This is a genomic window from Flavobacterium sp. OHVDL-2026-0007 (genome assembly GCF_059882335.1).
Genome location: NZ_CM187612.1, coordinates 2429598 through 2453511 on the forward strand (window position 1 = coordinate 2429598; position 23914 = coordinate 2453511).

The window sequence follows — 23914 nt, forward strand, 5'->3', positions numbered from 1 at the left end:
ATCAAATCGAACAAAAAACTTTAGCTTTTTCTTGATTTGCCTTACCCTTTATGAGATCCAATTATCTCGTTACGCCTTGACTTGCGATCCAATCTGAATACTTTTTAGCATTTTTAGTATGTTCTTCATAAGTAGATGCAAATTCATGGTAACCAAAACGATCTATACTAGCACAAAAATAGATGTAATTATTCTTTTCTGGGTTCAAGACTGCTTCAAGAGCGGTAATATCGGGCATGGCTATAGGTCCAGGAGGAAGTCCAATATTCGTATACGTATTATAAGGTGACTTCATTAACAAATCATTGTACAACACTCTTTTGATTACCTGATCAAAATCATTAGACTTTAATTTCAAAGCATAAATCACCGTTGGATCCGCTTGCAAGGGCATATCCAAACGCAATCGATTCAAATACACTCCAGCAATACGAGGTCTCTCATCTTTTTTTACAGATTCCTTATGAACAATTGAAGCCAAAATTGTCACTTGAACAGGCGTTAATCCTTGTTTCTTAGCTTTCTCAATTCTCTCTTTAGTCCAAAAGTTATGGTATTCTTTGATCATCTTATCGCGAAACTTCTCTGCTGAAGTATTCCAATATATTTCATACGTATTGGGGATAAACATCGCAAAAACATTTTCTTCATTAAAACCATTTTCAGCCAAAAAAGTAGAATCTTTAATCGCTTTCATAATTGATAAACTATCCGCTTCTATTTCTGAACCCACTCTTCCTGCAAAATTCTCCAAACGTTCCTGGTTGTTAAAAGCCAACTTCACTGGAATATTAGCACGCATAGCACGTACCAAATCGATATTGTTCATGCCCTTTGTAAGCAAAAAACGACCTGACTTTACATTTTCTGGATAACTTCTCTTATTGGCCACCATTTCAAAATTTTCATAATTTTTGATATAGGGCTCCAATAATTTTTTTACATCCGTATAATTAGCTCCTGTTGGAACGTGTACATATACCTCTTGCTCTTCAAATTTAGTATTAGCACTAAAGATTTTACTAATTAAAATAAATCCGTAAATCATTAAAGCTGAAATTATAGCAACAGCACTTATGGTAATAATTTTTTTTAAGTTCATATTTGATTGCATTACTTGCCAGTACTTTTAAACTGAAAAATTTGAAAACTATTGTGAAAACTATTTGATTAATTGAAAAATGGCTTCGTCTTGATAAACCCCATTGATGAGAAGCCAATCTTTTTTTGTCCCAATTTTTTGAAAGCCAAATTTAGTAAAAAGGGCATTACTTGCTTCGTTTTTAACACCAATATTTGCATATAATTGATGTAAATTAAGATGATAGAAAGAATACTTAATAATTAACTCCAAAGCCTCAGATCCAATATTTTGATTTCTTTTCTCATTATTCTTAATTACAATTCCAACACCTGCTCTATTATTTTTAGGATCAAAATCAAATAAATCGATCAATCCTATAGCTGGAAAATCCTGATCTTGACAAATAGCCAATCGCAATTGTTTGGCCTCATAAATATCCTGCTGTGCATTTTCAAGGTACTGTCTGATTAAAAATCGACTATAAGGTGTTTGCGTGTTGCTAACCTCCCAAATACTAAGATCATTTTCCACCTCGTAAATAAACTCCAAATCATTAGGCTCTAATGCTCTTATATATATGGTATCCCCTTTTAATGTAATCATTTGTAATTTTTAAAATAGTATTGGGCAAAGCCCAAGCGAAAATATAGAAAAGACCACTATTAAATTTCTATAGTGCCTTTAAAAACAAACTTTGCAGGACCTGTTAAGAAAACATTCGTAAAATGATTTCCCACTTTATCAAAAGAAACCTTTAGTTTTCCCCCTTCCACATTCAAATTAATTTCGGTTTTATCTGTCTGTCCTATTGCATTCATGGCAATGGCAACAGCGGTCGCACCTGTTCCACAGGCTAAAGTTTCATCTTCAACACCTCTTTCATAGGTACGAAGAGAAAAAGTACTATCATCCACTTTTTTTACAAAATTGATATTACTTCCTTTCTCACCATACAATGCTCCATATCGAATGGCGGCACCGTTCTCTTTTACATTATACTGCTCTAAATCCGCAACGATTTGCACATGATGTGGCGAACCTGTATTTAAAAAAGTATGGGTGTCGTGTTTTTCTACTTGATCTACATCAATCATCTGTAAGGAAACAATCGCATCATCTCCAACTGAAGCATGATGCAAACCATCGGTAGCAATAAAGGTTGTTTTGTTTTGAACCACCCCTAGCTGATTGGCAAAAGCCACCAAACAACGTCCACCATTTCCACACATCGAACTCTGATTCCCATCTGAGTTATAGTATACCATTCTAAAATCAGTTTCAGTGTCATTCTCTAGCAAAATAAGCCCATCAGCACCTATCCCGAAACGTCTGTCACACAAACGTTCAATTAATTTTGTATCTTCCTTTGGGAAAAATTCAGAACGATTATCAATCATGACAAAATCGTTTCCTGTTCCCTGATATTTATAAAATTCTACTTGCATTTTTATTGTATTGAGTACTACAAAAGTACGAACTATTAATGAAATGTTAATCATTGTTAAAGAGCGTTAAAGCACTTTACTTCAGATTTTTTTTGCTATAAATTTACGATAGATAACTTAAATACTAATCAACTATGAAACGATTTTCAACCTTATTTTTAGTGTCTCTATTAAGTGGTGCTACTACTCTTGGTGCCTACAAGTTATTATTTGAAAACAACGGCTCATTCTTTGGCCAAAAAAATCCAATAGTAACTCTCGCTCCTAGTTCCTACGCAAAACAAGTAGGGCTAGCGGCCGAAACTGTTGACTTTACAGAAGCTGCAGATAAAACTGTGCATACAGTGGTACACGTAAAAAATGTATCTCGCAGAACGGTTACCAATCCAATGTTGGAATATTTTTATGGTTATGGAGGCCAGCAATCACAAGAACAAGTTGGTACAGGATCAGGTGTCATTATTTCTGAGGACGGTTATATCGTAACGAACAATCACGTTATAAAAGGAGCCACAGAAATCGAAATAACCTTAAACAATAAAAAATCATACAAAGCACAACTCATTGGAACTGATTCTAAAATGGATATTGCACTGTTAAAAATTAATGCTGACGAAAAATTACCTTATAGTGCCTTTGCGAATTCTGATGAAGTAAAAGTTGGGGAATGGGTGCTGGCTGTAGGAAATCCATACAACCTGACTTCTACAGTAACCGCTGGTATTGTTTCGGCCAAAGCCAGAAATTTAGACACCAACGGAATCCAGTCTTTTATTCAGACAGATGCTGCAGTAAACCCTGGAAATAGTGGTGGTGCTTTAGTAAATACAAGAGGTGAATTAATCGGAATCAATACTATGATTTCTTCCACAACGGGCTCTTATGTTGGATACTCTTTCGCAGTCCCTTCTAATCTTGCCCGAAAAATTATCGAAGACTTCATGGAATTTGGTAATGTGCAAAGAGGAATTCTAGGTGTGGAAGGTGGAGAACTTAATAATGCTGTTTCTAAAGAATTAGGTGTCTCTCAAACTCAAGGATTCTATATTACTAAAGTATCCAAAAACTCTGGTGCGGAAAAATCTGGTCTTCAAAAAGGAGACATTATCGTGAAAATTGACGAGCAAACTATAGGAACTTTTGCAGATCTTTCAGGATATATCAATACCAAAAGACCAAATGACAAAGTTCAAGTAACGTACATCCGTGACGGAAAAAACAAGGTTGCTTCTGTTGCCTTAAGTAAAAATGAATTTTTTAGCGCAGAATACAAAGGAATCGAATTAGAAAATATCGATGCTACTGATAAAAAGAGGTTCCGTATTGATTATGGTGTAAAAATAAAAGCCCTTACAAACCCGAATCTTCAACAATATAATGACGAATTACAAGGCAATATTATTTTAAGTATTGACAATGTAAAAGCAACCGATATTGAAACCGTTTCAAAGCTTTTGAGTAAAAAAGATGAAAACCAAAGTATCCGTATTGAAATGATTACTAAAAACGGAGAAGTTGTTCGAGTTATCATTTAAAGCCTTCCCATTTTAAAATTTTAAGCCAACCTAAATATTTAGGTTGGCTTTTTTATTTGAAAAAAAAATCATAAAAAAAGTTACGAAATCGATTGAAATGGGTACTTTTGCGCCAAATTTAAAAATAGTCGTCTATTTATTTTTTCAATTTTTCAATTATGAGCAAAAAATCTTTGTACCAAAAAGAAGTATCATTACAAGTCGACCGAAGAAGAGCTGGGGTCGAATTAATCAAAATCATAAGCGATTTATGGTATGACAAATCCATTGAAATGGTTTTATTCAAAAATCAATTATTGGATAAAAATGTCAGCGATATTATCAATTTGCATCAATACGCTGGTGAATTTGTAGGCAAGCCCATCACCATTTTTGATTCCGTTGAAATTGCCAGAGTGGTTTTATCATTAGATCTTCCACCTGCGAAATTAGATCTTGGTAAACTAACCTACGAATATGGTTTAGAAGAAGACAAATATCCAGATGCGAGATATTTTGTCATCGAAAAATTGAAAAAAGCCAAATCATCAGAAGAAATCCAACCCAAAGATGTGGTCTTATATGGTTTCGGTAGAATCGGTCGTCTTCTAGCAAGAGAATTAATGTCAAAAACTGGCAAAGGAAATCAATTGCGACTCAGAGCTATTGTAACTCGTGATAAGAATGATGCTTCAACTTTAGAGAAACGAGCTTCTCTATTGCGCTATGACTCTATCCACGGAGATTTTCAAGGATCAGTGACCGCCGATCCTAAAAACAATGCCTTAATTATTAACGGTACCACGGTACACATCATCACAGCAAATACTCCTGAAGAAATTGACTATACGCTATTCGGGATACATGATGCTTTAGTGATTGATAATACGGGGGCCTTTACCACTGAGGAAGCTTTAAAAAGACACTTAGTATCCAACGGTGTAAGCAAAGTATTATTGACAGCACCTGGAAAAGGAGTCCCAAATATTGTACACGGCGTAAACCATAACGAATATAATCCGGATGAAATAGACATTTTCTCGGCAGCCTCTTGTACTACAAATGCCATAACACCCGTTTTAAAAGCCATAGAAGAAACTCTTGGTGTTGTAAAAGGACACTTAGAAACCATCCATGCCTATACAAACGATCAGAATCTGGTGGACAATATGCATAAAAAATATCGTCGTGGAAGAGCTGCAGCTTTAAACATGGTGATTACAGAAACTGGCGCGGGAAGTGCAGTAGCTAAAGCTTTACCATCATTAGAAGGGAAACTAACTTCAAACGCGATTCGAGTTCCTGTTCCAAACGGCTCATTAGTCGTTTTGAATTTAGAAGTCAAAAAGAATACCTCTATTTTAGCGATCAATAAAATAATGAAAAAATACGCTCTCGAAGGAGAGTTGGTAGAACAAATAAAATATTCTTTGAATAATGAATTAGTATCATCAGACATTGTAGGAACCTCGGCTCCTTCCATTTACGATAGCAATGCTACTATTGTTTCCAAAGATGGAAAAAACATTGTACTCTATATATGGTACGACAACGAATATGGCTATAGCCACCAAGTAATCCGTTTGGCAAAATACATTGCCAAAGTAAGACGTTTTACTTATTACTAACTAAATACAACCAAAACCAATTTCTTAAAGCCATCAAGTTTTCTTGATGGTTTTTTGTTTTAGATCGGAAGCATTGTCGTGCTTTTTACCTCCGAAATCACAAAAACTGTATTGATCAAAGAGACTTCTGGCAAAACAGATAATTTTTTTTGGTGAAAATAATGATAGCTTTCCATATCCGGGATGATCACTTTAAGCATATAGTCAAAGTTTCCTGACACATAATTACACTCTACAACCTCTGGTAATTCAAGAATCGATTGATTAAACCCTTCCGAAGTATCATAGGTTTGCTTGGTAAGGGTAACTTGACAGTAGACCGTCAAATTATTACCTAACTTTTTCTTGTTCAAGATCGACACATACTTCTCAATAACGCCATCTTTTTCAAGACGCTTCACACGATCGTGAACAGGCGTTAAAGACAGATTTATTTTATTCGCGATGTCTTTTAAAGTGTAATGCGCATTCTCCTGTAAAAGACGTAGGATTTTTTTGTCAATTTCATCTAAAGCCATAACGAAAACGTTTTCTTTGATTAATAAATTTTAGTCATTTTTTCTTTTTGAGAAACTTCAAGTGACTCAAAAAAGAATATTTTTCTGTAAAATTACTAAATAAAATAATATTTTCTTATTTATCACCCAATAATCCATAATATCTTCTCTAGCTGTAGCTTTGTCAAATAAATTTAAATAAACAACTCAAAATACAATTTAATGATAATAGGTGTTCCAAAAGAAATCAAAAACAATGAAAACCGTGTGGCTTTAACTCCAGCTGGTGTTTCTGAAATGAAAAAAAACGGACATGTTGTTTATGTTCAAGCAACTGCAGGTTTAGGAAGTGGTTTTAGTGATGATGAATACACAACTGCAGGAGCTGTTGTATTAGCTACTATTGAAGAGGTATACGCCATTGCTGAGATGATTATTAAAGTAAAAGAGCCAATAGCTTCTGAATATCCTTTAATCAAAAAAGATCAATTACTTTTTACTTATTTTCACTTTGCTTCATCAGAAGCCTTAACACACGCAATGCTTGAAAAAGGAGCGGTATGTTTGGCTTACGAAACAGTTGAAAAAACAGATCGTAGTTTACCTTTATTAGTTCCTATGTCTGAAGTTGCAGGTCGTATGGCTATTCAACAAGGAGCTAAATATCTTGAAAAACCATTAAAAGGAAGAGGAATTCTTTTAGGTGGTGTTCCAGGAGTACCTCCAGCAAAAGTATTAGTACTTGGTGGTGGAATTGTAGGTACTCAAGCAGCAAAAATGGCTGCTGGTTTAGGAGCTCAAGTAACTATTATGGATTTAAGTTTGCCACGCTTACGTTATTTAGATGACGTTATGCCTGCAAACGTAAATACTCAAATGTCAAACCACTACAACATCAGCAAAGCAATCGTTGATGCGGACTTAATTGTTGGAGCCGTTTTAATTCCGGGGGCTAAAGCACCGCACTTGATCACTCGTGATATGCTTAAATTAATGCGTCCAGGTACTGTTGTTGTTGACGTTGCTGTTGACCAAGGAGGATGTATTGAAACTTGTACTCCGACAACACACGAAAATCCAACTTTCATAATTGACGATATTGTTCACTACTGTGTGGCTAATATGCCAGGAGCTGTTCCTTACACATCAACTTTAGCTTTAACTAATGCGACATTGCCTTACGCAGTGCAATTAGCAAACAAAGGATGGGAAAAAGCGTGTAATGAAAACGAAGAATTAAATAAAGGTTTAAATATTGCCAATGGAAAAATCCTTTACAAAGGAGTTGCAGAAGCATGGAACCTTCCATTCAATGAAGAAATAGTGTTAGCCAATGCTTAGTGCTAACACTAAATAAGTGCTTACTAAAACACTGCTTATGAAAGGCTTTTCTCAATGAAAAGCCTTTTTTTTGTCCATAAAAAAACCTGTCCGAAGACAGGTTTAATATAGTACACTAGAGACTATTATTTTTCATCCAAAACTTCTTGAAGTACTTTGGCTTCTGTTCCACTAGGAAACGCAACCTTAATCTTCTGAGCTAAAGTCGGAGCTATCTCCGTAATCCCTTTTTTATCATAAGACTCTCCGTGTTTGATATGCCACCCATAAAAAATAGCCGGTACATGAGTATCATAAGCATATGGTGTTCCGTGTGATGTTCCTACAGGTGAATATTCAATATCACCTGGTTTATCAATGATCACTAAATCACCATTTTGAGTTACATCATAACCTTTAGCCACAAAATTCAAGTAATAATCACTTCCTGGGTTCGCTAATATTTCCTCTTCCGTATATACTTTTTTAACCTGTGGTTGCGTTAACAAAAACCCTTTAAAAGCTTGTTTCACTTTCGACAAGTCTAATCCTTTATCCTGTACTGTTTGTCTGTTGAAGAATAAATTATAATTACCATAATCTAAAACTAGATCCACTCCAAAAGTCTTTACAGAGAAATCTTTCAAACTCTTTCTCACCTCTTTTGAAGGGTAATTATCTACATTATACTTACGGTCTTTCAAATAAATAACATTTTCCGCACCAGCATGATCTGCCGTTAAAAATAGTAAGTAATTGTCTTTCCCTACCGTTTTGTCTAAGTAATTTAAGAAATCTGCAATCGTTTCATCTAATCTTAAATACGTATCCTGAAGTTCCATAGAACGTGGCCCTAGTAAATGCCCAACATAATCTGTGGAAGAAAAACTAACCGTTAAAAAGTCCGTAATATTATCTTTTCCTAATTCTTCTTTTTCGATCGCTTTTTTAGCGAATTCAGCCAATAAGTTATTACCAAATGGAGTTGATCTTATCACTCCAGCATCATTTTTCTCATACATAGATTTCAAATCATATGGAAAAACTGGAGCAGTACTATTATATAACTTCCCTTCATAAGGATTATTATCCTCTAAGCTTTCATTATAAGTTGAAGCTGGTTTAAACAAATCCCATCCTTTGTTAATGTATGGCATATAATGTTTCTCATTATTGAATTGCGTAACCCAATCTGGCAACTTTTCACCATAAAACGTACTTGAAATAAAAGCTCCCGTTTTACTGTACCAAAAGGCCCAATTGGCAAAATGTCCCGCAGGCAAAATAGCACCACGATCCTTTAAACTCATCCCGATTACCTTTCCAGCAAAATTAGTAGCCATACGTACTTCATCCGTAATAGTAGTACTTTGCAAGTTTTTTGGAGACATAGCTCCCTCTTGAACAGTACCATCTCCCACTGTTTTCACTGAAGCATCATCCGTACAATACGTTTCTTTTCCAAGTGTTCTACTAAACCATTCATTCCCTACTATACCGTGAGTCGAAGGCGTAGTACCTGTATAAATTGAAGCATGCCCCGGAGCAGTATACGTAGGCATATAATTATAATGCATATTCTGAAAAGTAAATCCATTATTCATTAATCTTTTAAATCCATTTGGAGAAAAATCATCTGAAAACCGATACAAATACTCCATTTTCATTTGATCTACCACTATCCCCACAACTAACTTCGGACGTTGTTGAGCACTTAAATTTGAGACAACAAATAATGTTATCAATACAATAATTTTTTTCATATTTAAATCATAATTTAAAACAAAAATACTGATTCGTATTTAAAAAGGCTAGTATCCAATAATTTAAAACCTAAAAAAACCATTAATTTAACAAAAAGGAAACCCAATAATAGCCTTCCTTGTTTACAAGATTAACTGAAGAATTAAGCCTAGGCTCACCCTATTCTTCTTACTCCAACCCGAAGTATTGCTCACTAGATACGCAAGAGCAATTTCCAATGAGAAATGAAGATTTATTTCCCAAAACGGCTGAAAACAAAAAACCCCGTTTCGTTAGAAACAGGGTTTTCAAAAGAAAGGCGACGACATACTCTCCCACATAACTGCAGTACCATCTGCGCAGGCGGGCTTAACTACTCTGTTCGGGATGGGAAGAGGTGAGCCCCGCCGCAATAACCACCTTAAGGTCGTTTTGCAATGGGTGATTAACTTATTGTCAATCAACATTACACAATATCTTAACATACTGAGATAAAGAAAAAAGTATTTATTAGAAAGTTTCTCCCCCTGACCGAAGTCAGGGGAAAAGGTGTACATAAGCTTACGGATTATTAGTACTACTCGACTATGACATTACTGCCTTTACATCTATAGCCTATCAACGTGGTCATCTTCCACGATCCTTAAAAGAAATCTCATCTTGTGGTGGGTTTCGCGCTTATATGCTTTCAGCGCTTATCCCTTCCAAACGTAGCTACTCTGCGATGCTCCTGGCGGAACAACAGATACACTAGAGGTTTGTCCAATTCGGTCCTCTCGTACTAGAATCAGATCCACTCAAATTTCTTGCGCCCACAGTAGATAGAGACCGAACTGTCTCACGACGTTCTGAACCCAGCTCGCGTGCCACTTTAATGGGCGAACAGCCCAACCCTTGGGACCTTCTCCAGCCCCAGGATGTGACGAGCCGACATCGAGGTGCCAAACCCCCCCGTCGATATGAGCTCTTGGGGGAGATCAGCCTGTTATCCCCGGCGTACCTTTTATCCTTTGAGCGATGGCCCTTCCATGCGGAACCACCGGATCACTATGCTCTACTTTCGTACCTGATCGACCTGTATGTCTCTCAGTCAAGCTCCCTTATGCCATTGCACTCTACGCACGGTTACCAAGCGTACTGAGGGAACCTTTAGAAGCCTCCGTTACTCTTTTGGAGGCGACCACCCCAGTCAAACTACCCACCAAGCAATGTCCCCCGCAATCGCGGGGTTAGGCCTCAGATAAACAAAGGGTTGTATTTCAACAATGACTCCACAACGCCTAGCGACGCCACTTCACAGTCTCCAACCTATCCTACACATCATTTATCCAAGGTCAATACTAAGCTATAGTAAAGGTGCACAGGGTCTTTTCGTCCCACTGCGGGTAAACGGCATCTTCACCGTTACTACAATTTCACCGAGCTCATGGCTGAGACAGTGTCCAGATCGTTACACCATTCGTGCAGGTCGGAACTTACCCGACAAGGAATTTCGCTACCTTAGGACCGTTATAGTTACGGCCGCCGTTTACTGGGGCTTCAATTCAATGCTTCTCCGAAGATAACATCTCCTCTTAACCTTCCAGCACCGGGCAGGTGTCAGGCCCTATACTTCATCTTACGATTTTGCAGAGCCCTGTGTTTTTGATAAACAGTCGCCTGGACCTCTTCACTGCGGCCAGCTTGCGCTGGCGACCTTTCTCCCGAAGTTACAGGTCTATTTTGCCTAATTCCTTAGCCATGAATCTCTCGAGCACCTTAGGATTCTCTCCTCGACTACCTGTGTCGGTTTGCGGTACGGGTACTTATTACCTGAAGTTTAGAGGTTTTTCTTGGAAGCCCTTAGGCGCACTATCTCTTTGTCCGAAGACTCCGAGTACTATCGTATTTCCCCAAGCCGCGTGGATTTGCCTGCGCAGCTTATAGGTAGGTACTTCAACGAACTATTCCGTCAGTTCGCGGCGCTTTCATCACTCCGTCACCCCATCACAGTAATAAGTAGTACGGGAATATTAACCCGTGGTCCATCGACTGTCCCTTTCGGGTTCGCCTTAGGTCCCGACTAACCCACAGCTGATTAGCATAGCTGTGGAAACCTTAGTCTTTCGGTGTGCGGGTTTCTCGCCCGCATTATCGTTACTTATGCCTACATTTTCTTTTCTAACCGGTCCAGCAGGCCTTACGACTCACCTTCAACCCTGTTAGAATGCTCCCCTACCACTCCGTAAATAAATACGAAATCCATAGCTTCGGTAATATGTTTATGCCCGATTATTATCCATGCTCGTCCGCTCGACTAGTGAGCTGTTACGCACTCTTTAAATGAATGGCTGCTTCCAAGCCAACATCCTAGCTGTCTGGGCAGACAAACCTCGTTCTTTCAACTTAACATATATTTGGGGACCTTAGCTGATGGTCTGGGTTCTTTCCCTCTCGGACTTGGACCTTAGCACCCAAGCCCTCACTGTTGTGAAACATTATATAGCATTCGGAGTTTGTCAGGAATTGGTAGGCGGTGAAGCCCCCGCATCCAATCAGTAGCTCTACCTCTATATAACTTTATGCACAACGCTGCACCTAAATGCATTTCGGGGAGTACGAGCTATTTCCGAGTTTGATTGGCCTTTCACCCCTACCCACAGGTCATCCGAAGACTTTTCAACGTCAACCGGTTCGGTCCTCCACTGTGTGTTACCACAGCTTCAACCTGCCCATGGGTAGATCACACGGTTTCGCGTCTAACACTACTGACTAAAGCGCCCTATTCAGACTCGCTTTCGCTACGGATCCGTGGCTTAACCACTTATCCTTGCCAGCAACGTTAACTCGTAGGCTCATTATGCAAAAGGCACGCCGTCACCCCACTAAAGGGCTCCGACCGCTTGTAAGCGTATGGTTTCAGGATCTATTTCACTCCGTTATTCACGGTTCTTTTCACCTTTCCCTCACGGTACTGGTTCACTATCGGTCTCTCAGGAGTATTTAGCCTTAGCGGATGGTCCCGCCAAATTCAGACAGGATTTCTCGTGTCCCGCCCTACTCAGGATACCACTATCTATTATACTCGTTACCCATACGGGACTATCACCCTCTATGGTGTCACTTTCCAGTAACTTCCGGTTCCTTGTACATAAAATCTCGTGGTCCTACAACCCCAACATTGCCGTAACAACATTGGTTTGGGCTAATCCGCGTTCGCTCGCCACTACTTACGGAATCACTTTTGTTTTCTTCTCCTCCGCCTACTTAGATGTTTCAGTTCAGCGGGTTTGCCCACCTATCGGTGTACTATGTCTTCAACATAGTGGGTTGCCCCATTCAGGTATTTACGGATCAATTCGTGTGTGCCGATCCCCGTAACTTTTCGCAGCTTATCACGCCTTTCATCGCCTCTGAGAGCCAAGGCATCCCCCATACGCCCTTATTTTGCTTATTGTACCAATCATAAATTAATATGACCGTTTTTTTTTATTTCCTGTTACGTATAACAGAAAATGCTTTCTACTTTTTATTATTTTCTTATCTCAATATGTCAATGAACTTTTATCCAAAACTTTCGTCTCGAATCAGTGGAGAATAACGGAGTCGAACCGTTGACCTCCTGCGTGCAAGGCAGGCGCTCTAGCCAGCTGAGCTAATCCCCCATTTCAATTGTAGAAACTGAATTCAGATCTTAGATCTGTATTCCATCTAATTTCTTTTGGTGAATTCCAACTTCTAGAATTTCCTTTTTTTTCAAGTTTAAATAGTTGTCTCGGACAGACTCGAACTGTCGACCCCTACATTATCAGTGTAGTACTCTAACCAGCTGAGCTACGAGACACTCTTATTCTTAAAAATTTATTATTTGAACTAACAGCAAGAGTAAAATAGTCTTAAAATCATGACCTATAAAGCTTCTTCTTTTTTCCTCAGCGTGTTGATAAATCAACTAACACTAAGGCTCTAGAAAGGAGGTGTTCCAGCCGCACCTTCCGGTACGGCTACCTTGTTACGACTTAGCCCTAGTTACCAGTTTTACCCTAGGCAGCTCCTTGCGGTCACCGACTTCAGGCACCCCCAGCTTCCATGGCTTGACGGGCGGTGTGTACAAGGCCCGGGAACGTATTCACCGGATCATGGCTGATATCCGATTACTAGCGATTCCAGCTTCACGGAGTCGAGTTGCAGACTCCGATCCGAACTGTGACCGGTTTTATAGATTCGCTCCTGGTCGCCCAGTGGCTGCTCTCTGTACCGGCCATTGTAGCACGTGTGTAGCCCAAGGCGTAAGGGCCGTGATGATTTGACGTCATCCCCACCTTCCTCACAGTTTGCACTGGCAGTCTTGTTAGAGTTCCCGACATGACTCGCTGGCAACTAACAACAGGGGTTGCGCTCGTTATAGGACTTAACCTGACACCTCACGGCACGAGCTGACGACAACCATGCAGCACCTTGTAAATTGTCTTGCGAAAGATCTGTTTCCAAACCGGTCAATCTACATTTAAGCCTTGGTAAGGTTCCTCGCGTATCATCGAATTAAACCACATGCTCCACCGCTTGTGCGGGCCCCCGTCAATTCCTTTGAGTTTCATTCTTGCGAACGTACTCCCCAGGTGGGATACTTATCACTTTCGCTTAGCCACTGAGATTGCTCCCAACAGCTAGTATCCATCGTTTACGGCGTGGACTACCAGGGTATCTAATCCTGTTCGCTACCCACGCTTTCGTCCATCAGCGTCAATCAATTAGTAGTAACCTGCCTTCGCAATTGGTATTCCATGTAATCTCTAAGCATTTCACCGCTACACTACATATTCTAGTTACTTCCTAATAATTCAAGTTTAACAGTATCAATGGCCGTTCCACCGTTGAGCGATGGGCTTTCACCACTGACTTATTAAACCGCCTACGGACCCTTTAAACCCAATGATTCCGGATAACGCTTGGATCCTCCGTATTACCGCGGCTGCTGGCACGGAGTTAGCCGATCCTTATTCTTACAGTACCGTCAAGCTGGTTCACGAACCAGTGTTTCTTCCTGTATAAAAGCAGTTTACAATCCATAGGACCGTCATCCTGCACGCGGCATGGCTGGATCAGGCTTGCGCCCATTGTCCAATATTCCTCACTGCTGCCTCCCGTAGGAGTCTGGTCCGTGTCTCAGTACCAGTGTGGGGGATCTCCCTCTCAGGACCCCTACCCATCGTAGCCTTGGTAAGCCGTTACCTTACCAACTAGCTAATGGGACGCATGCTCATCTTTTACCGTTGTGACTTTAATTATAAAATGATGCCATTTCATAATACTATGAGGTATTAATCCAAATTTCTCTGGGCTATCCCTCTGTAAAAGGTAGATTGCATACGCGTTACGCACCCGTGCGCCGGTCTCTAGTTCCGAAGAACTATACCCCTCGACTTGCATGTGTTAAGCCTGCCGCTAGCGTTCATCCTGAGCCAGGATCAAACTCTTCATCGTATATTGTTGATCTAATAAATTAGATCGTATTGTTATTCGAATCAGTCTCTATCGGTTCATTTAATTAATCTCTCGATTATCTTACTCTTTATTATTTGTTTTAACATCTCTGTTAAAACGGCTGTCAATTCAATATGTCTACGAACGTGTCTTTTTTGTTTGTCGCTTATATCTCAAAGCGGCTGCAAAAGTAGAAAAGTTATTTACAACTGGCAAGAAAAATGTGAAGTTTTTTTTTAAGACTTTCGTCTCATTTAAACTTCTCTCTCTAACCAATCTCTCAATGAACTTTGCAATGTTTTGCGGGGTGCAAATGTAACATCCGTTTTCCAATCTCACAAGCTTTTCAAAATTTTTTTTCAGAAAAATTTTCCGATTTCCAATTTGTTTGCTTGTCAAGATTTCAGTGAACGTCTGCGTCGTTGCGGGTGCAAAACTACAACCTTTATGCGGGTAAACAAGCTTTTTGAACCACTTTCTACCATCTTTTTTGCGCTTTTTTCTTAACACACTGATAACACTAAACTTACCTTTAGCCCCGCATTCACTTCTATAAGAATTATCCTTAGTTCGGTATCAGTGCCGCAATAGCCCCACTCACAAAAGAGCCGATTTTACAGAGTTCGCAGCTCATTCGTGTCTTTCATAACAATTTTTCAATAGCCTCATTAGGGGATCTCCCCGCTTTGAACCCCATGCAATCTCTTTTCTCCACTTCTTACCCCCACCAAAACCCTTTACCCTCTTCCCTTCTTCACCACCACTACTTATTACACACCATCAAAGCAGGCTCACCTCATGAAAAACGTCTTCACACCAAACACAGACATCAAAACACAACATCACCCATACCAAAACTGCCAAGCCCCACAATAAACTAGTCCTTCCTATATATAGGTCTATTTAGAATTACACCTATATATAGGTATAACACCTCTATTGGATACAATTCATTTTCTTTACATATAATATAGTACAAACATGTATATATGTATTGTATGTATTTTAGTAATGCATTATATTTGCATTCATAAAATTATAAACAATGATTAAGATTACTTTACCCGACGGGTCGATTAGAGAGTTTGCTTCGGGCGTAACTCCGATGGAGGTTGCTAAAAGCATTAGTGAAGGATTTGCTAGAAACGTGATTTCAGCATCTTTCAATGGTACAACAATAGAAACCGAAACTCCATTGACGACCGACGGTAGTCTTATCTTATATACATGGAATGATGCAGAAGGAAAAAAAGCTTTTTGGCATTCCACTTCACACGTCATGGCACAAGTACTTGAGGAATTGTACCCAGGGATCAAACTAACCCTAGGACCTGCAATCTCAAACGGTTTTTATTATGATGTAGATTTTGAAGATCAAAAGATCACTGATGCTGATTTCAAAAAAATCGAAGATCGTGTACTTGAAATCTCTAGAGAAAAACATGAATTCAAAATGCGCCCTGTTAGCAAAGCAGAAGCATTAGAAATGTATAAAGACAACGTTTACAAGACAGAGCTAATCTCTAATCTTGAAGACGGAACGATTACTTTTTGCGATCACGCCACTTTTACCGATTTATGCCGTGGTGGACACATCCCTAATACAGGAATCATCAAAGCCATGAAAATCATGAGCGTTGCTGGAGCCTACTGGAGAGGTGATGAGAAAAACAAACAATTAACTCGTGTTTACGGAACTTCGTTCCCAAAACAAAAAGACTTAACGGAATACCTTCTTCTTTTAGAAGAAGCAAAACGTCGTGATCACCGTAAATTAGGTAAAGAATTAGAATTGTTTGCTTTCTCTCAAAAAGTAGGTGCTGGTTTACCTTTATGGCTACCTAAAGGAGCTGCTTTAAGAGATCGCTTGGAACAATTCCTAAAGAAAGCACAAAAGAAAGCAGGTTACGAGCAAGTGGTTACCCCACATATTGGTCAGAAAGAACTATACGTAACTTCAGGTCACTATGCAAAATATGGTGCTGATAGCTTTCAGCCAATCAACACACCTGCTGAAGGCGAAGAGTTCTTATTAAAACCAATGAACTGTCCTCACCACTGTGAAATATACAACGTAAGACCTTGGTCGTACAAAGATTTACCAAAGCGATATGCTGAATTTGGTACTGTATACAGATATGAGCAATCTGGTGAACTACATGGTCTAACTCGTGTTAGAGGGTTTACTCAAGATGATGCACACATTTTTTGTACTCCAGAGCAACTTGACGAAGAATTCAAGAAAGTAATCGACTTAGTACTTTACGTATTTGGTTCTTTAGGTTTTGAAAACTTTACAGCTCAAATTTCTTTACGCGATAAAGAAAACAGAGACAAATACATTGGAACAGACGAAAACTGGGAAAAGGCTGAAAATGCGATCATCAATGCAGCAGCAGATAAAGGCTTAAGCACTGTCGTTGAATATGGTGAAGCAGCTTTCTACGGTCCAAAGCTTGATTTCATGGTAAAAGATGCACTAGGAAGACAATGGCAACTAGGAACAATCCAAGTAGACTACAACCTTCCAGAGCGTTTTGACTTAACATACAAAGGCGCTGACAATGAATTACATCGCCCTGTAATGATCCACAGAGCTCCTTTTGGATCTATGGAACGTTTCATCGCGATCTTACTAGAACACACAGCAGGAAATTTCCCACTTTGGTTGATGCCAGAACAGGCTATAATCTTGTCTTTGAGCGAGAAATACGAAATATATGCTAAAAAAGTTTTAGATTTGCTAGAAAATCACGAAATTCGCGCCCTAATTGACAACCGAAGCGAGACTATTGGCAAGAAAATTAGAGATGCTGAAATGCAAAAAATACCATTTATGCTGATTGTCGGTGAGGAAGAAGAGAAAAACGGAACTATTTCAATTCGTCGCCATGGACAAGAAGGAAAAGGAAATATTACAGTTACAATTGATGAATTTGTCGCCATTGTAAACGAAGAAATAAAAAAGACATTAAAAGTATTTACAGTTTAACTTAAATTATAAAGTCATAGCAATAAGAAGCAACAGAGGTTATCAACCTCGCGTAGAAAAAAAGGATGCCCACAGAATAAATCAACATATTCGTGGTGTACAAGAAGTGAGACTAGTAGGTGAAAACATCGAACCCGGTGTATTTAAGCTTGCAGAGGCTTTAAGATTAGCTGATCAATTTGAATTAGATTTAGTTGAGATTTCACCAAACGCTGAGCCGCCAGTTTGTAAAATCATGGATTACAAGAAATTTGTTTACGAACAAAAGAAACGTGATAAGGTTTTAAAAGCAAAGTCGACACAAGTTGTTGTAAAAGAAATTCGTTTTGGTCCTCAAACAGATGAGCATGATTACGAATTTAAGAGAAAGAATGCTGAAAAATTCTTAAAAGAAGGCGCGAAGTTAAAAGCATTCGTATTCTTTAAAGGACGTTCTATCATCTATAAAGATCAAGGACAAATCTTATTGTTACGCTTGGCTACAGACCTAGAAGAACATGGTAAAGTTGAAGCTATGCCTGTTTTAGAAGGAAAGAGAATGATTATGTTCATTGCTCCTAAGAAGAAAAAATAATTCAGTTTACCGTTTCAGCATTTAGTCTAATCACTTTATAGCTGAAACCACAAAATTGAAAATGATATAAGTAAGTAAGAATAAATTAAAACACTAGGAAAAATGCCTAAAATGAAAACAAAATCTAGCGCCAAGAAACGTTTCAAAGTTACTGGTTCTGGAAAGATTAAAAGAAAGCATGCTTTTAAAAGTCACATCTTGACTAAAAAATCTAAAAAACGTAAATTAGCTTTGACTCACTCAGCTTTAGTTCACAAAACAGATATGAAAAGCATCAAACAACAATTAAGAATTATCTAATAATTCTTTAGGTTAAAAATTATTTAAAATAACCTTGGAGTATGGCTTTTAAGTTCCTTTGATTTAATTCAGGACGCCTGCTACAAAAACACATTAAAATTATGCCAAGATCGGTAAATTCAGTTGCTAAAAGAGCAAGAAGAAAAAAAATAATGAAGCAAGCCAAAGGTTTCTTTGGTAGACGTAAAAACGTTTGGACAGTTGCTAAGAATGCAGTAGAGAAAGCGATGTGCTACGCATACCGCGATAGAAAACAAAACAAAAGAAATTTCCGTGCATTATGGATTCAACGTATCAACGCTGGAGCTAGATTGGAAGGAATGTCTTATTCTCAATTCATGGGGAAAGTAAAAGCTAACGGAATCGAATTGAACCGTAAAGTTCTTGCAGATTTAGCGATGAATCACCCAGAAGCTTTCAAAGCAGTACTTAACAAAGTAAAATAAAAACGTTTTATAAACTAAATTTAGATTACTTACTTATCATAGAAAACCCATTCGTTTCGACGAATGGGTTTTTGCTTTTGTGTCAATCTTAGAAGCCCCCATTTTACAAATTGATATTATACTTATATTTGTATAGAACCATCCCCCTTCTCTATGCATACAGCCCTTTTCAAACATATTGAAAAATTCATCTCCTTAGCACCTTCAGAGATTGCTCTTTTAGACTCCTCTTTAAAACTCATTACAATAAAGAAGAAAGAACAGGTATTAGAAGAAGGTCAAATTTGTAACACCTTATACTTCATAACAAAAGGCTGTATGCGCCAATACATTATCAACTCAAAAGGCACGGAACAAACCCTGCAATTTGGAATCGAAAATTGGTGGATTACCGACTATTTGAGTTACCACAACCATACCCCCTCTCACTTTTATATTCAAGCAATTGAACAGTCAGAGGTTATTGCTATAGAACAAGCTGTATTAGAGTCCCTACTGCAACAAATACCAAAACTGGAACGTTACTTTAGAATTGTCTCGCAAAAATCTTTTGGCGCAGCACAAATGCGAATTAAATTTCTATTTACCATGTCTGCCGAAGAAAGATACCATCATTTTAACGAATTGAATCCCGACTTTGTGCAGCGTGTCCCCCAATATATGCTGGCTTCCTATCTTGATTTTTCAGCAGAATTCATGAGTAAAATCAGGGCCGGCAAAGTACAATAGCATTTTCTTGAAGTAGTTCAAGTTTTTTAAAGCAAATAGCACTGACCTTTGTATCACACTTAAAAAAATACCCACAATGAAACCAAGAATCACGATCCCAGCAGCAGCACCAAAGGCCTACGAGGCCATGATGAATTTAGAAAAATACATCGCGAGCACTTCTTTAACACCAACACATAAAGAGCTCATCAAAATTCGCGCTTCACAGATTAATGGTTGTGCCTATTGTATTAATATGCACACAGCTGAAGCCCGAAAACAAAACATCTCTGAGCAGCGTATCTACCTATTAAGCGCATGGCGCGAAGCTGATGTTTATACGGAGGAAGAAAAAGCCATTTTAGCATTAACGGAACAAGTTACCATGATTAGCAATCATGTCTCAAATGAAGCTTATCAGAATGCCGCTTTAGTATTTGATGATCAATACCTTGCCGAAATCATCATGATGATCATCACCATTAATTCATGGAATAGAATTGCCATAACAACTGGACTCAGAGCAGTTTAAATTAGAGCTCGTTTCCTATCCACATACAAAAAGAAATCAACTCATATAGGCATTTCTTTTTGTATGTCCTTGTTAATGAGAACAAGTAGTTTTGTGTTGAAAAAAAACGCATAAAATACCGTATTTATACCTATTCCCAAAGCTTATAATTCTTTATTTTTGGGGCATGATACCACAAAGAGTCTTAACATACCTCTCTATATTTCTTGTTTTATTAACTTCTTTTTCATGCCAAAAGAAAGTCATCAATAACAATAAACACCCCAACACAAAAGCTGAAGTTAAAAAGCTTCTTGCCATAGGTGATGGCTTTTATGAAAACAAACAATTCGACAGCGCCTTCTACTATTTCAACAAAGCAAAATCGATTTGTAATCCAAAAATGGATCCTGAGAATTATGTCACTAGCTTAAACAACATGGCAGACATTCAACAGAATCATGGTGATTATACAGGAAGTGAATCAATTGCTACAAAAGCAATTCCGTACTTAAAACACATCAAAAACACAAAACACCAATGGAATTCTTACGTCATTTTAGGAATCAACTACCTTAATACGTATGACTACAATAATGCCTTACTCTATTTCAATAAAGCTTTAGCGCTCAAAACAAGTCAATGGAGAAAACAGGCTGCACAAAACAATATCGCTATTGTATATATGTTCCAAAAAAGACATAAAGAGGCCCTAACTATTTTCCTCCCCTTAGTACAAAATATATCGGACATGAAATATCCTCAAGACCGCGCCAGAGCACTTGACAATATTGGAGTGTGCTACTACGAACTTGGAGATCCAAAAGCACTTTCTTATTTAATGCAAGGGCTACAACTTCGATCTGAAATAAAAAGTGATTGGGGATTAGGGACCAGCTACTTCCATCTTGCGGAATTTTATCACAAAGAGAATCCTTCTTTAGCAAAAAAATATTCCCTACAGAGCTACGAAAAATTCACCATTGTAAACAATGTAGATGATCGTTTAATCGCACTAAAATTTTTAATCCAAAATAGCCCAACCGATCAATTAAAAAAATATGCCTTACTCTACATCAAAATAAATGACAGCATAACACAAGTGAGGCAGAAAGCTAAAAACCAATTTGCTAAAATCAAATACGATTCGAAGATCGAAAAAAACGAGAATTTAAAATTAAGAACACACAAAGTAGAAAATGAACTTCAATTAGAAAGACAAAAAAACAGAAACATCATATCGTATATCATCATTGCCCTAAGTCTAGGTTTGATTCTAGTACTATATTTCTACTTGACTTCAAGGGGAAATCGTGAAAAGATAGAAGCTACCTACGAAAGCGAAACTCGAATTTCAAAAAAACTACACGATGAATTAGCAAACGATGTTTACCATACAATGGCTTTTGCCGAAAACAAAAATCTTTCTATAGCAGAAAACAAAGAGCAATTACTCAATAATCTGGACGCCATCTATTCTCGAACACGAGATATCTCGAAAGAAAATAGCCTTATCGTTACCAACGAAAACTATGTTTTCTATTTAAAAGAAATGATCTCCGGTTTCAAAACTCCAGAGGTCAACCTACTATTAAATGGTTTAGATTCGATTGCATGGGATGAAATAGGACGAAATAAGAAAATTGCCATTTATAGAGTAATTCAGGAGTTACTAGTCAACATGAAAAAACATAGTCATGCAAGCTTAGTAGGGATCACCTTTAAGAAGACCAACAAGAAAATCGTAATAAGTTATACCGACAATGGAAAAGGTATTGACACTTCCAAAATGTCTTTTAAAAATGGACTCTATAATGTTGAAAATCGAATTCAAAATAACAAAGGTGAAATCGATATCGAATCAACTCCTAATAAAGGATTTAAAGTATATTTTAACTTTCCTTTGTCCTAATGAAAAATACTTTGGATCTCATACGGAACAAAACGATCATAAGATACTTCTTGCTGACTATAGCCATAGCATTGGCCATTACGATCCCTTTGGTCTTGTTTAAAAACAATCCATTACCAAAAATCAAAGAGGCAAATCATACCGCAGAAATAAAAAGACTCACAGATATTGCCGATGTTCTTTACGACAGCAATAAAAAGGATAGCGCTTTTGTTTATTACAATAAAGCAAAATTACTTTGTGATCCTAAAACCAATACCATCGATCATGTCTATGCGCTGTCCAGTATGGCCGAAATTCGTCAAAACCAAGGCAATTATATTCTTAGCGAAGCGATAATAACAGAAGCATTACCTTATTTAAATAGCATCAAAAACCCCCGCTATGCCTGGATTGTCTATAACATTTTAGGGATAAATTACACCAACAATTACGACTTTAGCAACGCCATCTTTTATTTTAAAAAATCCATCGCATTAAAATCAAGTGTTTGGAGAAAGTCTCTGGCCATAAACAATCTAGCTGTGGTGTATATGGAAGAAGGTAGGTACAAAGAAGCCGCAGACTTGTTTATCTTATTGGCACAACAAAAAAATAGCTCCAAATTTGATGCAAAAAACAATAACGACTATGCCTTTATAATTGACAATTTAGGTTTTTGCTATTATAAATTAGGAAATCCTAAAGCTTTAGCTTGTTATTATGAAGGTCTCAAAATTAGGCTACAACCAAAAAATGGAGAAGGCCTTTGTACCAACTATCTTCATCTGTCTACCTATTTTGTAAAAAGCAATCCACCGTTAGCCAAGGAGTATGCCGTAAAGGCATACCAAAGAGCAACGAAAAATAAGTCCGTCTCAAAGCGAATCAATAGTCTGTCTAAATTAATCATAGCCAGTCAAGGAAATGATTTAAAGAAATACACTCTAAAATACATTCAACTTGTGGATAGTGTAGAGGTCTCCCAGCGAAAAGACAAAAACCAGTTTGCTAATCTAAAATACATTGCCGGACAAGAAAAGAAAGAGAACCTACAGCTTAAAGCTGAGAAAATAGAAAACGAGCTACAATTAGAAAGACAGAAACACCGCAACATCATTTCTTATATTATAATCGTCTTTACTATTGGCCTACTTAGCTTTCTTACTTACTACCTGCTCTCCAAAGGAAAAAAAGAAAAAAACACTGCTATATACAAAAGCGAAATGCGAATATCAAAAAAATTAAATGATGAGCTTTCTAATCATGTTTACCACACGCTTGCTTTTGCCCAAAACAACGATCTCGAACGCTATGAAAACAAGGAACAACTCCTGCATAATTTAGATCTCTTGTACTCCCATACCAGAAATATATCCAAAGAAAATAGTCCCATTACAACGGACCACAATTATAGTATAGCGCTTAAAGAAATGATTTCAGAATTCAAAACTAGTGATATCAATATTTTACTAAATGGTTTTGACACCATCCCATGGAATGACATCAATAAAAACAAAAAAAGAATCCTCTATAGGGTTTTACAAGAATTGTTTTTAAACATGAAAAAACATAGTAAAGCTACTTTAGTGAGTCTTACTTTTAAAACACAAAACAAAAACATTGCTGTAAACTATATCGATAACGGTATCGGATTCGATCATGAAAATATTTTTTTTAAAAACGGCTTGCAAAATGTGGAAAGCCGTATTAAAACTATAAATGGAACTGTTATTTTTGACAGTAATTCAAAAACGGGGGTTAAATTAAGTTTCTATTTTCCTCTATAAATGATACT

Annotated in this window: 16 protein-coding genes, 2 tRNA genes and 3 rRNA genes; 11 read left to right on the forward strand and 10 right to left on the reverse strand. The window is 37.7% G+C overall.

Translation table 11 applies throughout. The annotated features are described in order from the left end of the window. Window positions 1-61 precede the first annotated feature (61 nt). The 3 genes from mltG to dapF are packed head-to-tail and all read right to left on the reverse strand — an operon-like array spanning window position 62 to window position 2529. Window positions 62-1102: an endolytic transglycosylase MltG gene (gene mltG / locus AC51AA_RS09500; RefSeq protein WP_500701879.1), complete on the reverse strand. Its 1041-nt coding sequence runs from the start codon at window positions 1100-1102 to the stop codon at window positions 62-64. A gap of 60 nt (window positions 1103-1162) precedes the next feature. Continuing rightward, a complete protein-coding gene (locus tag AC51AA_RS09505; RefSeq protein ID WP_500701880.1) occupies window positions 1163-1687 on the reverse strand; it encodes a GNAT family N-acetyltransferase in 525 nt (174 codons plus the stop codon). 59 nt (window positions 1688-1746) lie between these two features. Then, complete coding sequence (dapF, locus tag AC51AA_RS09510; protein WP_500705627.1) at window positions 1747-2529, reverse strand: diaminopimelate epimerase; 783 nt, start codon at window positions 2527-2529, stop codon at window positions 1747-1749. A 134-nt stretch (window positions 2530-2663) separates the two neighbouring features. Between dapF and AC51AA_RS09515 the strand changes: the two genes are divergently transcribed. Together AC51AA_RS09515 and AC51AA_RS09520 are read left to right on the forward strand one after the other, a co-directional pair. Next, window positions 2664-4064, forward strand: coding sequence for a trypsin-like peptidase domain-containing protein (locus AC51AA_RS09515; protein ID WP_500701881.1), 1401 nt, complete (start codon window positions 2664-2666; stop codon window positions 4062-4064). A 158-nt stretch (window positions 4065-4222) separates the two neighbouring features. Then, entirely contained in the window at window positions 4223-5671 is a 1449-nt protein-coding gene (locus AC51AA_RS09520; protein ID WP_500701882.1) for a glyceraldehyde-3-phosphate dehydrogenase, read from the forward strand. A 59-nt stretch (window positions 5672-5730) separates the two neighbouring features. On the opposite strand, the gene AC51AA_RS09525 is transcribed toward AC51AA_RS09520, so the two are convergent. Continuing rightward, window positions 5731-6189, reverse strand: a complete 459-nt coding sequence (locus AC51AA_RS09525; RefSeq protein ID WP_500701883.1) for an Lrp/AsnC family transcriptional regulator — start codon at window positions 6187-6189, stop codon at window positions 5731-5733. 201 nt (window positions 6190-6390) lie between these two features. On the opposite strand from AC51AA_RS09525, the gene ald reads away from it, so the two are divergent. After that, window positions 6391-7509 (forward strand): alanine dehydrogenase, encoded by a 1119-nt coding sequence (gene ald / locus AC51AA_RS09530; RefSeq protein ID WP_500701884.1) that lies wholly within the window; start codon window positions 6391-6393, stop codon window positions 7507-7509. A 125-nt stretch (window positions 7510-7634) separates the two neighbouring features. On the opposite strand, the gene pafA is transcribed toward ald, so the two are convergent. The 6 genes from pafA to AC51AA_RS09560 all read right to left on the reverse strand — a co-directional run bounded on the left by pafA (window position 7635) and on the right by AC51AA_RS09560 (window position 14694). After that, the gene (gene pafA, locus AC51AA_RS09535; RefSeq protein ID WP_500701885.1) at window positions 7635-9251 is read right to left on the reverse strand and encodes an alkaline phosphatase PafA; all 1617 of its coding nucleotides are present in this window, start codon (window positions 9249-9251) and stop codon (window positions 7635-7637) included. 294 nt (window positions 9252-9545) lie between these two features. Further along, window positions 9546-9655, reverse strand: a 5S ribosomal RNA gene (gene rrf / locus AC51AA_RS09540). 127 nt (window positions 9656-9782) lie between these two features. After that, window positions 9783-12667 (reverse strand): 23S ribosomal RNA (locus tag AC51AA_RS09545). 134 nt (window positions 12668-12801) lie between these two features. Then, window positions 12802-12875: transfer RNA gene (locus AC51AA_RS09550), tRNA-Ala, on the reverse strand. 105 nt (window positions 12876-12980) lie between these two features. After that, a tRNA-Ile gene (locus AC51AA_RS09555) sits at window positions 12981-13054 on the reverse strand. Window positions 13055-13180: 126 nt separating this feature from the next. After that, window positions 13181-14694: ribosomal RNA gene (locus tag AC51AA_RS09560) — 16S ribosomal RNA — on the reverse strand. The 16S, 23S and 5S rRNA genes sit together here with 2 tRNA genes alongside, the layout of an rRNA operon. A gap of 1045 nt (window positions 14695-15739) precedes the next feature. Between AC51AA_RS09560 and thrS the strand changes: the two genes are divergently transcribed. From thrS to AC51AA_RS09600, 8 genes are all read left to right on the forward strand, one after another. Then, on the forward strand, window positions 15740-17686 hold the full coding sequence (gene thrS / locus AC51AA_RS09565; RefSeq protein WP_500701886.1) for a threonine--tRNA ligase: 1947 nt from the start codon (window positions 15740-15742) through the stop codon (window positions 17684-17686). Window positions 17687-17708: 22 nt separating this feature from the next. Next, window positions 17709-18260 (forward strand): translation initiation factor IF-3, encoded by a 552-nt coding sequence (infC, locus tag AC51AA_RS09570; RefSeq protein ID WP_500705628.1) that lies wholly within the window; start codon window positions 17709-17711, stop codon window positions 18258-18260. Between the two features lie 102 nt (window positions 18261-18362). Beyond that, on the forward strand, window positions 18363-18560 hold the full coding sequence (gene rpmI, locus AC51AA_RS09575) for a 50S ribosomal protein L35 (protein ID WP_022827375.1): 198 nt from the start codon (window positions 18363-18365) through the stop codon (window positions 18558-18560). A gap of 101 nt (window positions 18561-18661) precedes the next feature. Beyond that, window positions 18662-19006, forward strand: coding sequence for a 50S ribosomal protein L20 (gene rplT, locus AC51AA_RS09580; RefSeq protein WP_309641487.1), 345 nt, complete (start codon window positions 18662-18664; stop codon window positions 19004-19006). A gap of 153 nt (window positions 19007-19159) precedes the next feature. After that, a complete protein-coding gene (locus AC51AA_RS09585) occupies window positions 19160-19735 on the forward strand; it encodes a Crp/Fnr family transcriptional regulator (protein ID WP_500701887.1) in 576 nt (191 codons plus the stop codon). Between the two features lie 76 nt (window positions 19736-19811). Then, on the forward strand, window positions 19812-20246 hold the full coding sequence (locus tag AC51AA_RS09590) for a carboxymuconolactone decarboxylase family protein (RefSeq protein WP_500701888.1): 435 nt from the start codon (window positions 19812-19814) through the stop codon (window positions 20244-20246). A 166-nt stretch (window positions 20247-20412) separates the two neighbouring features. Next, window positions 20413-22137: a tetratricopeptide repeat-containing sensor histidine kinase gene (locus AC51AA_RS09595; RefSeq protein ID WP_500701889.1), complete on the forward strand. Its 1725-nt coding sequence runs from the start codon at window positions 20413-20415 to the stop codon at window positions 22135-22137. Then, window positions 22137-23906 carry a tetratricopeptide repeat-containing sensor histidine kinase gene (locus AC51AA_RS09600; protein ID WP_500701890.1) on the forward strand — a complete coding sequence of 590 codons (1770 nt, stop codon included), beginning with the start codon at window positions 22137-22139 and terminating at the stop codon, window positions 23904-23906. The genes AC51AA_RS09595 and AC51AA_RS09600 overlap by 1 nt, the downstream gene beginning before the upstream one ends. Window positions 23907-23914 lie beyond the last annotated feature (8 nt).

Excerpts from the sequence above, each read along its gene's own strand:
- mltG (WP_500701879.1), bottom strand. The coding sequence starts at position 1,102 with ATGAACTTAAAAAAAATTATTACCATAAGTGCTGTTGCTATAATTTCA.
- AC51AA_RS09505 (WP_500701880.1), bottom strand. The coding sequence starts at position 1,687 with ATGATTACATTAAAAGGGGATACCATATATATAAGAGCATTAGAGCCT.
- dapF (WP_500705627.1), bottom strand. The coding sequence starts at position 2,529 with ATGCAAGTAGAATTTTATAAATATCAGGGAACAGGAAACGATTTTGTC.
- AC51AA_RS09515 (WP_500701881.1), top strand. The coding sequence starts at position 2,664 with ATGAAACGATTTTCAACCTTATTTTTAGTGTCTCTATTAAGTGGTGCT.
- AC51AA_RS09520 (WP_500701882.1), top strand. The coding sequence starts at position 4,223 with ATGAGCAAAAAATCTTTGTACCAAAAAGAAGTATCATTACAAGTCGAC.
- AC51AA_RS09525 (WP_500701883.1), bottom strand. The coding sequence starts at position 6,189 with ATGGCTTTAGATGAAATTGACAAAAAAATCCTACGTCTTTTACAGGAG.
- ald (WP_500701884.1), top strand. The coding sequence starts at position 6,391 with ATGATAATAGGTGTTCCAAAAGAAATCAAAAACAATGAAAACCGTGTG.
- pafA (WP_500701885.1), bottom strand. The coding sequence starts at position 9,251 with ATGAAAAAAATTATTGTATTGATAACATTATTTGTTGTCTCAAATTTA.
- thrS (WP_500701886.1), top strand. The coding sequence starts at position 15,740 with ATGATTAAGATTACTTTACCCGACGGGTCGATTAGAGAGTTTGCTTCG.
- rpmI (WP_022827375.1), top strand. The coding sequence starts at position 18,363 with ATGCCTAAAATGAAAACAAAATCTAGCGCCAAGAAACGTTTCAAAGTT.
- rplT (WP_309641487.1), top strand. The coding sequence starts at position 18,662 with ATGCCAAGATCGGTAAATTCAGTTGCTAAAAGAGCAAGAAGAAAAAAA.
- AC51AA_RS09585 (WP_500701887.1), top strand. The coding sequence starts at position 19,160 with ATGCATACAGCCCTTTTCAAACATATTGAAAAATTCATCTCCTTAGCA.
- AC51AA_RS09590 (WP_500701888.1), top strand. The coding sequence starts at position 19,812 with ATGAAACCAAGAATCACGATCCCAGCAGCAGCACCAAAGGCCTACGAG.
- AC51AA_RS09595 (WP_500701889.1), top strand. The coding sequence starts at position 20,413 with ATGATACCACAAAGAGTCTTAACATACCTCTCTATATTTCTTGTTTTA.
- AC51AA_RS09600 (WP_500701890.1), top strand. The coding sequence starts at position 22,137 with ATGAAAAATACTTTGGATCTCATACGGAACAAAACGATCATAAGATAC.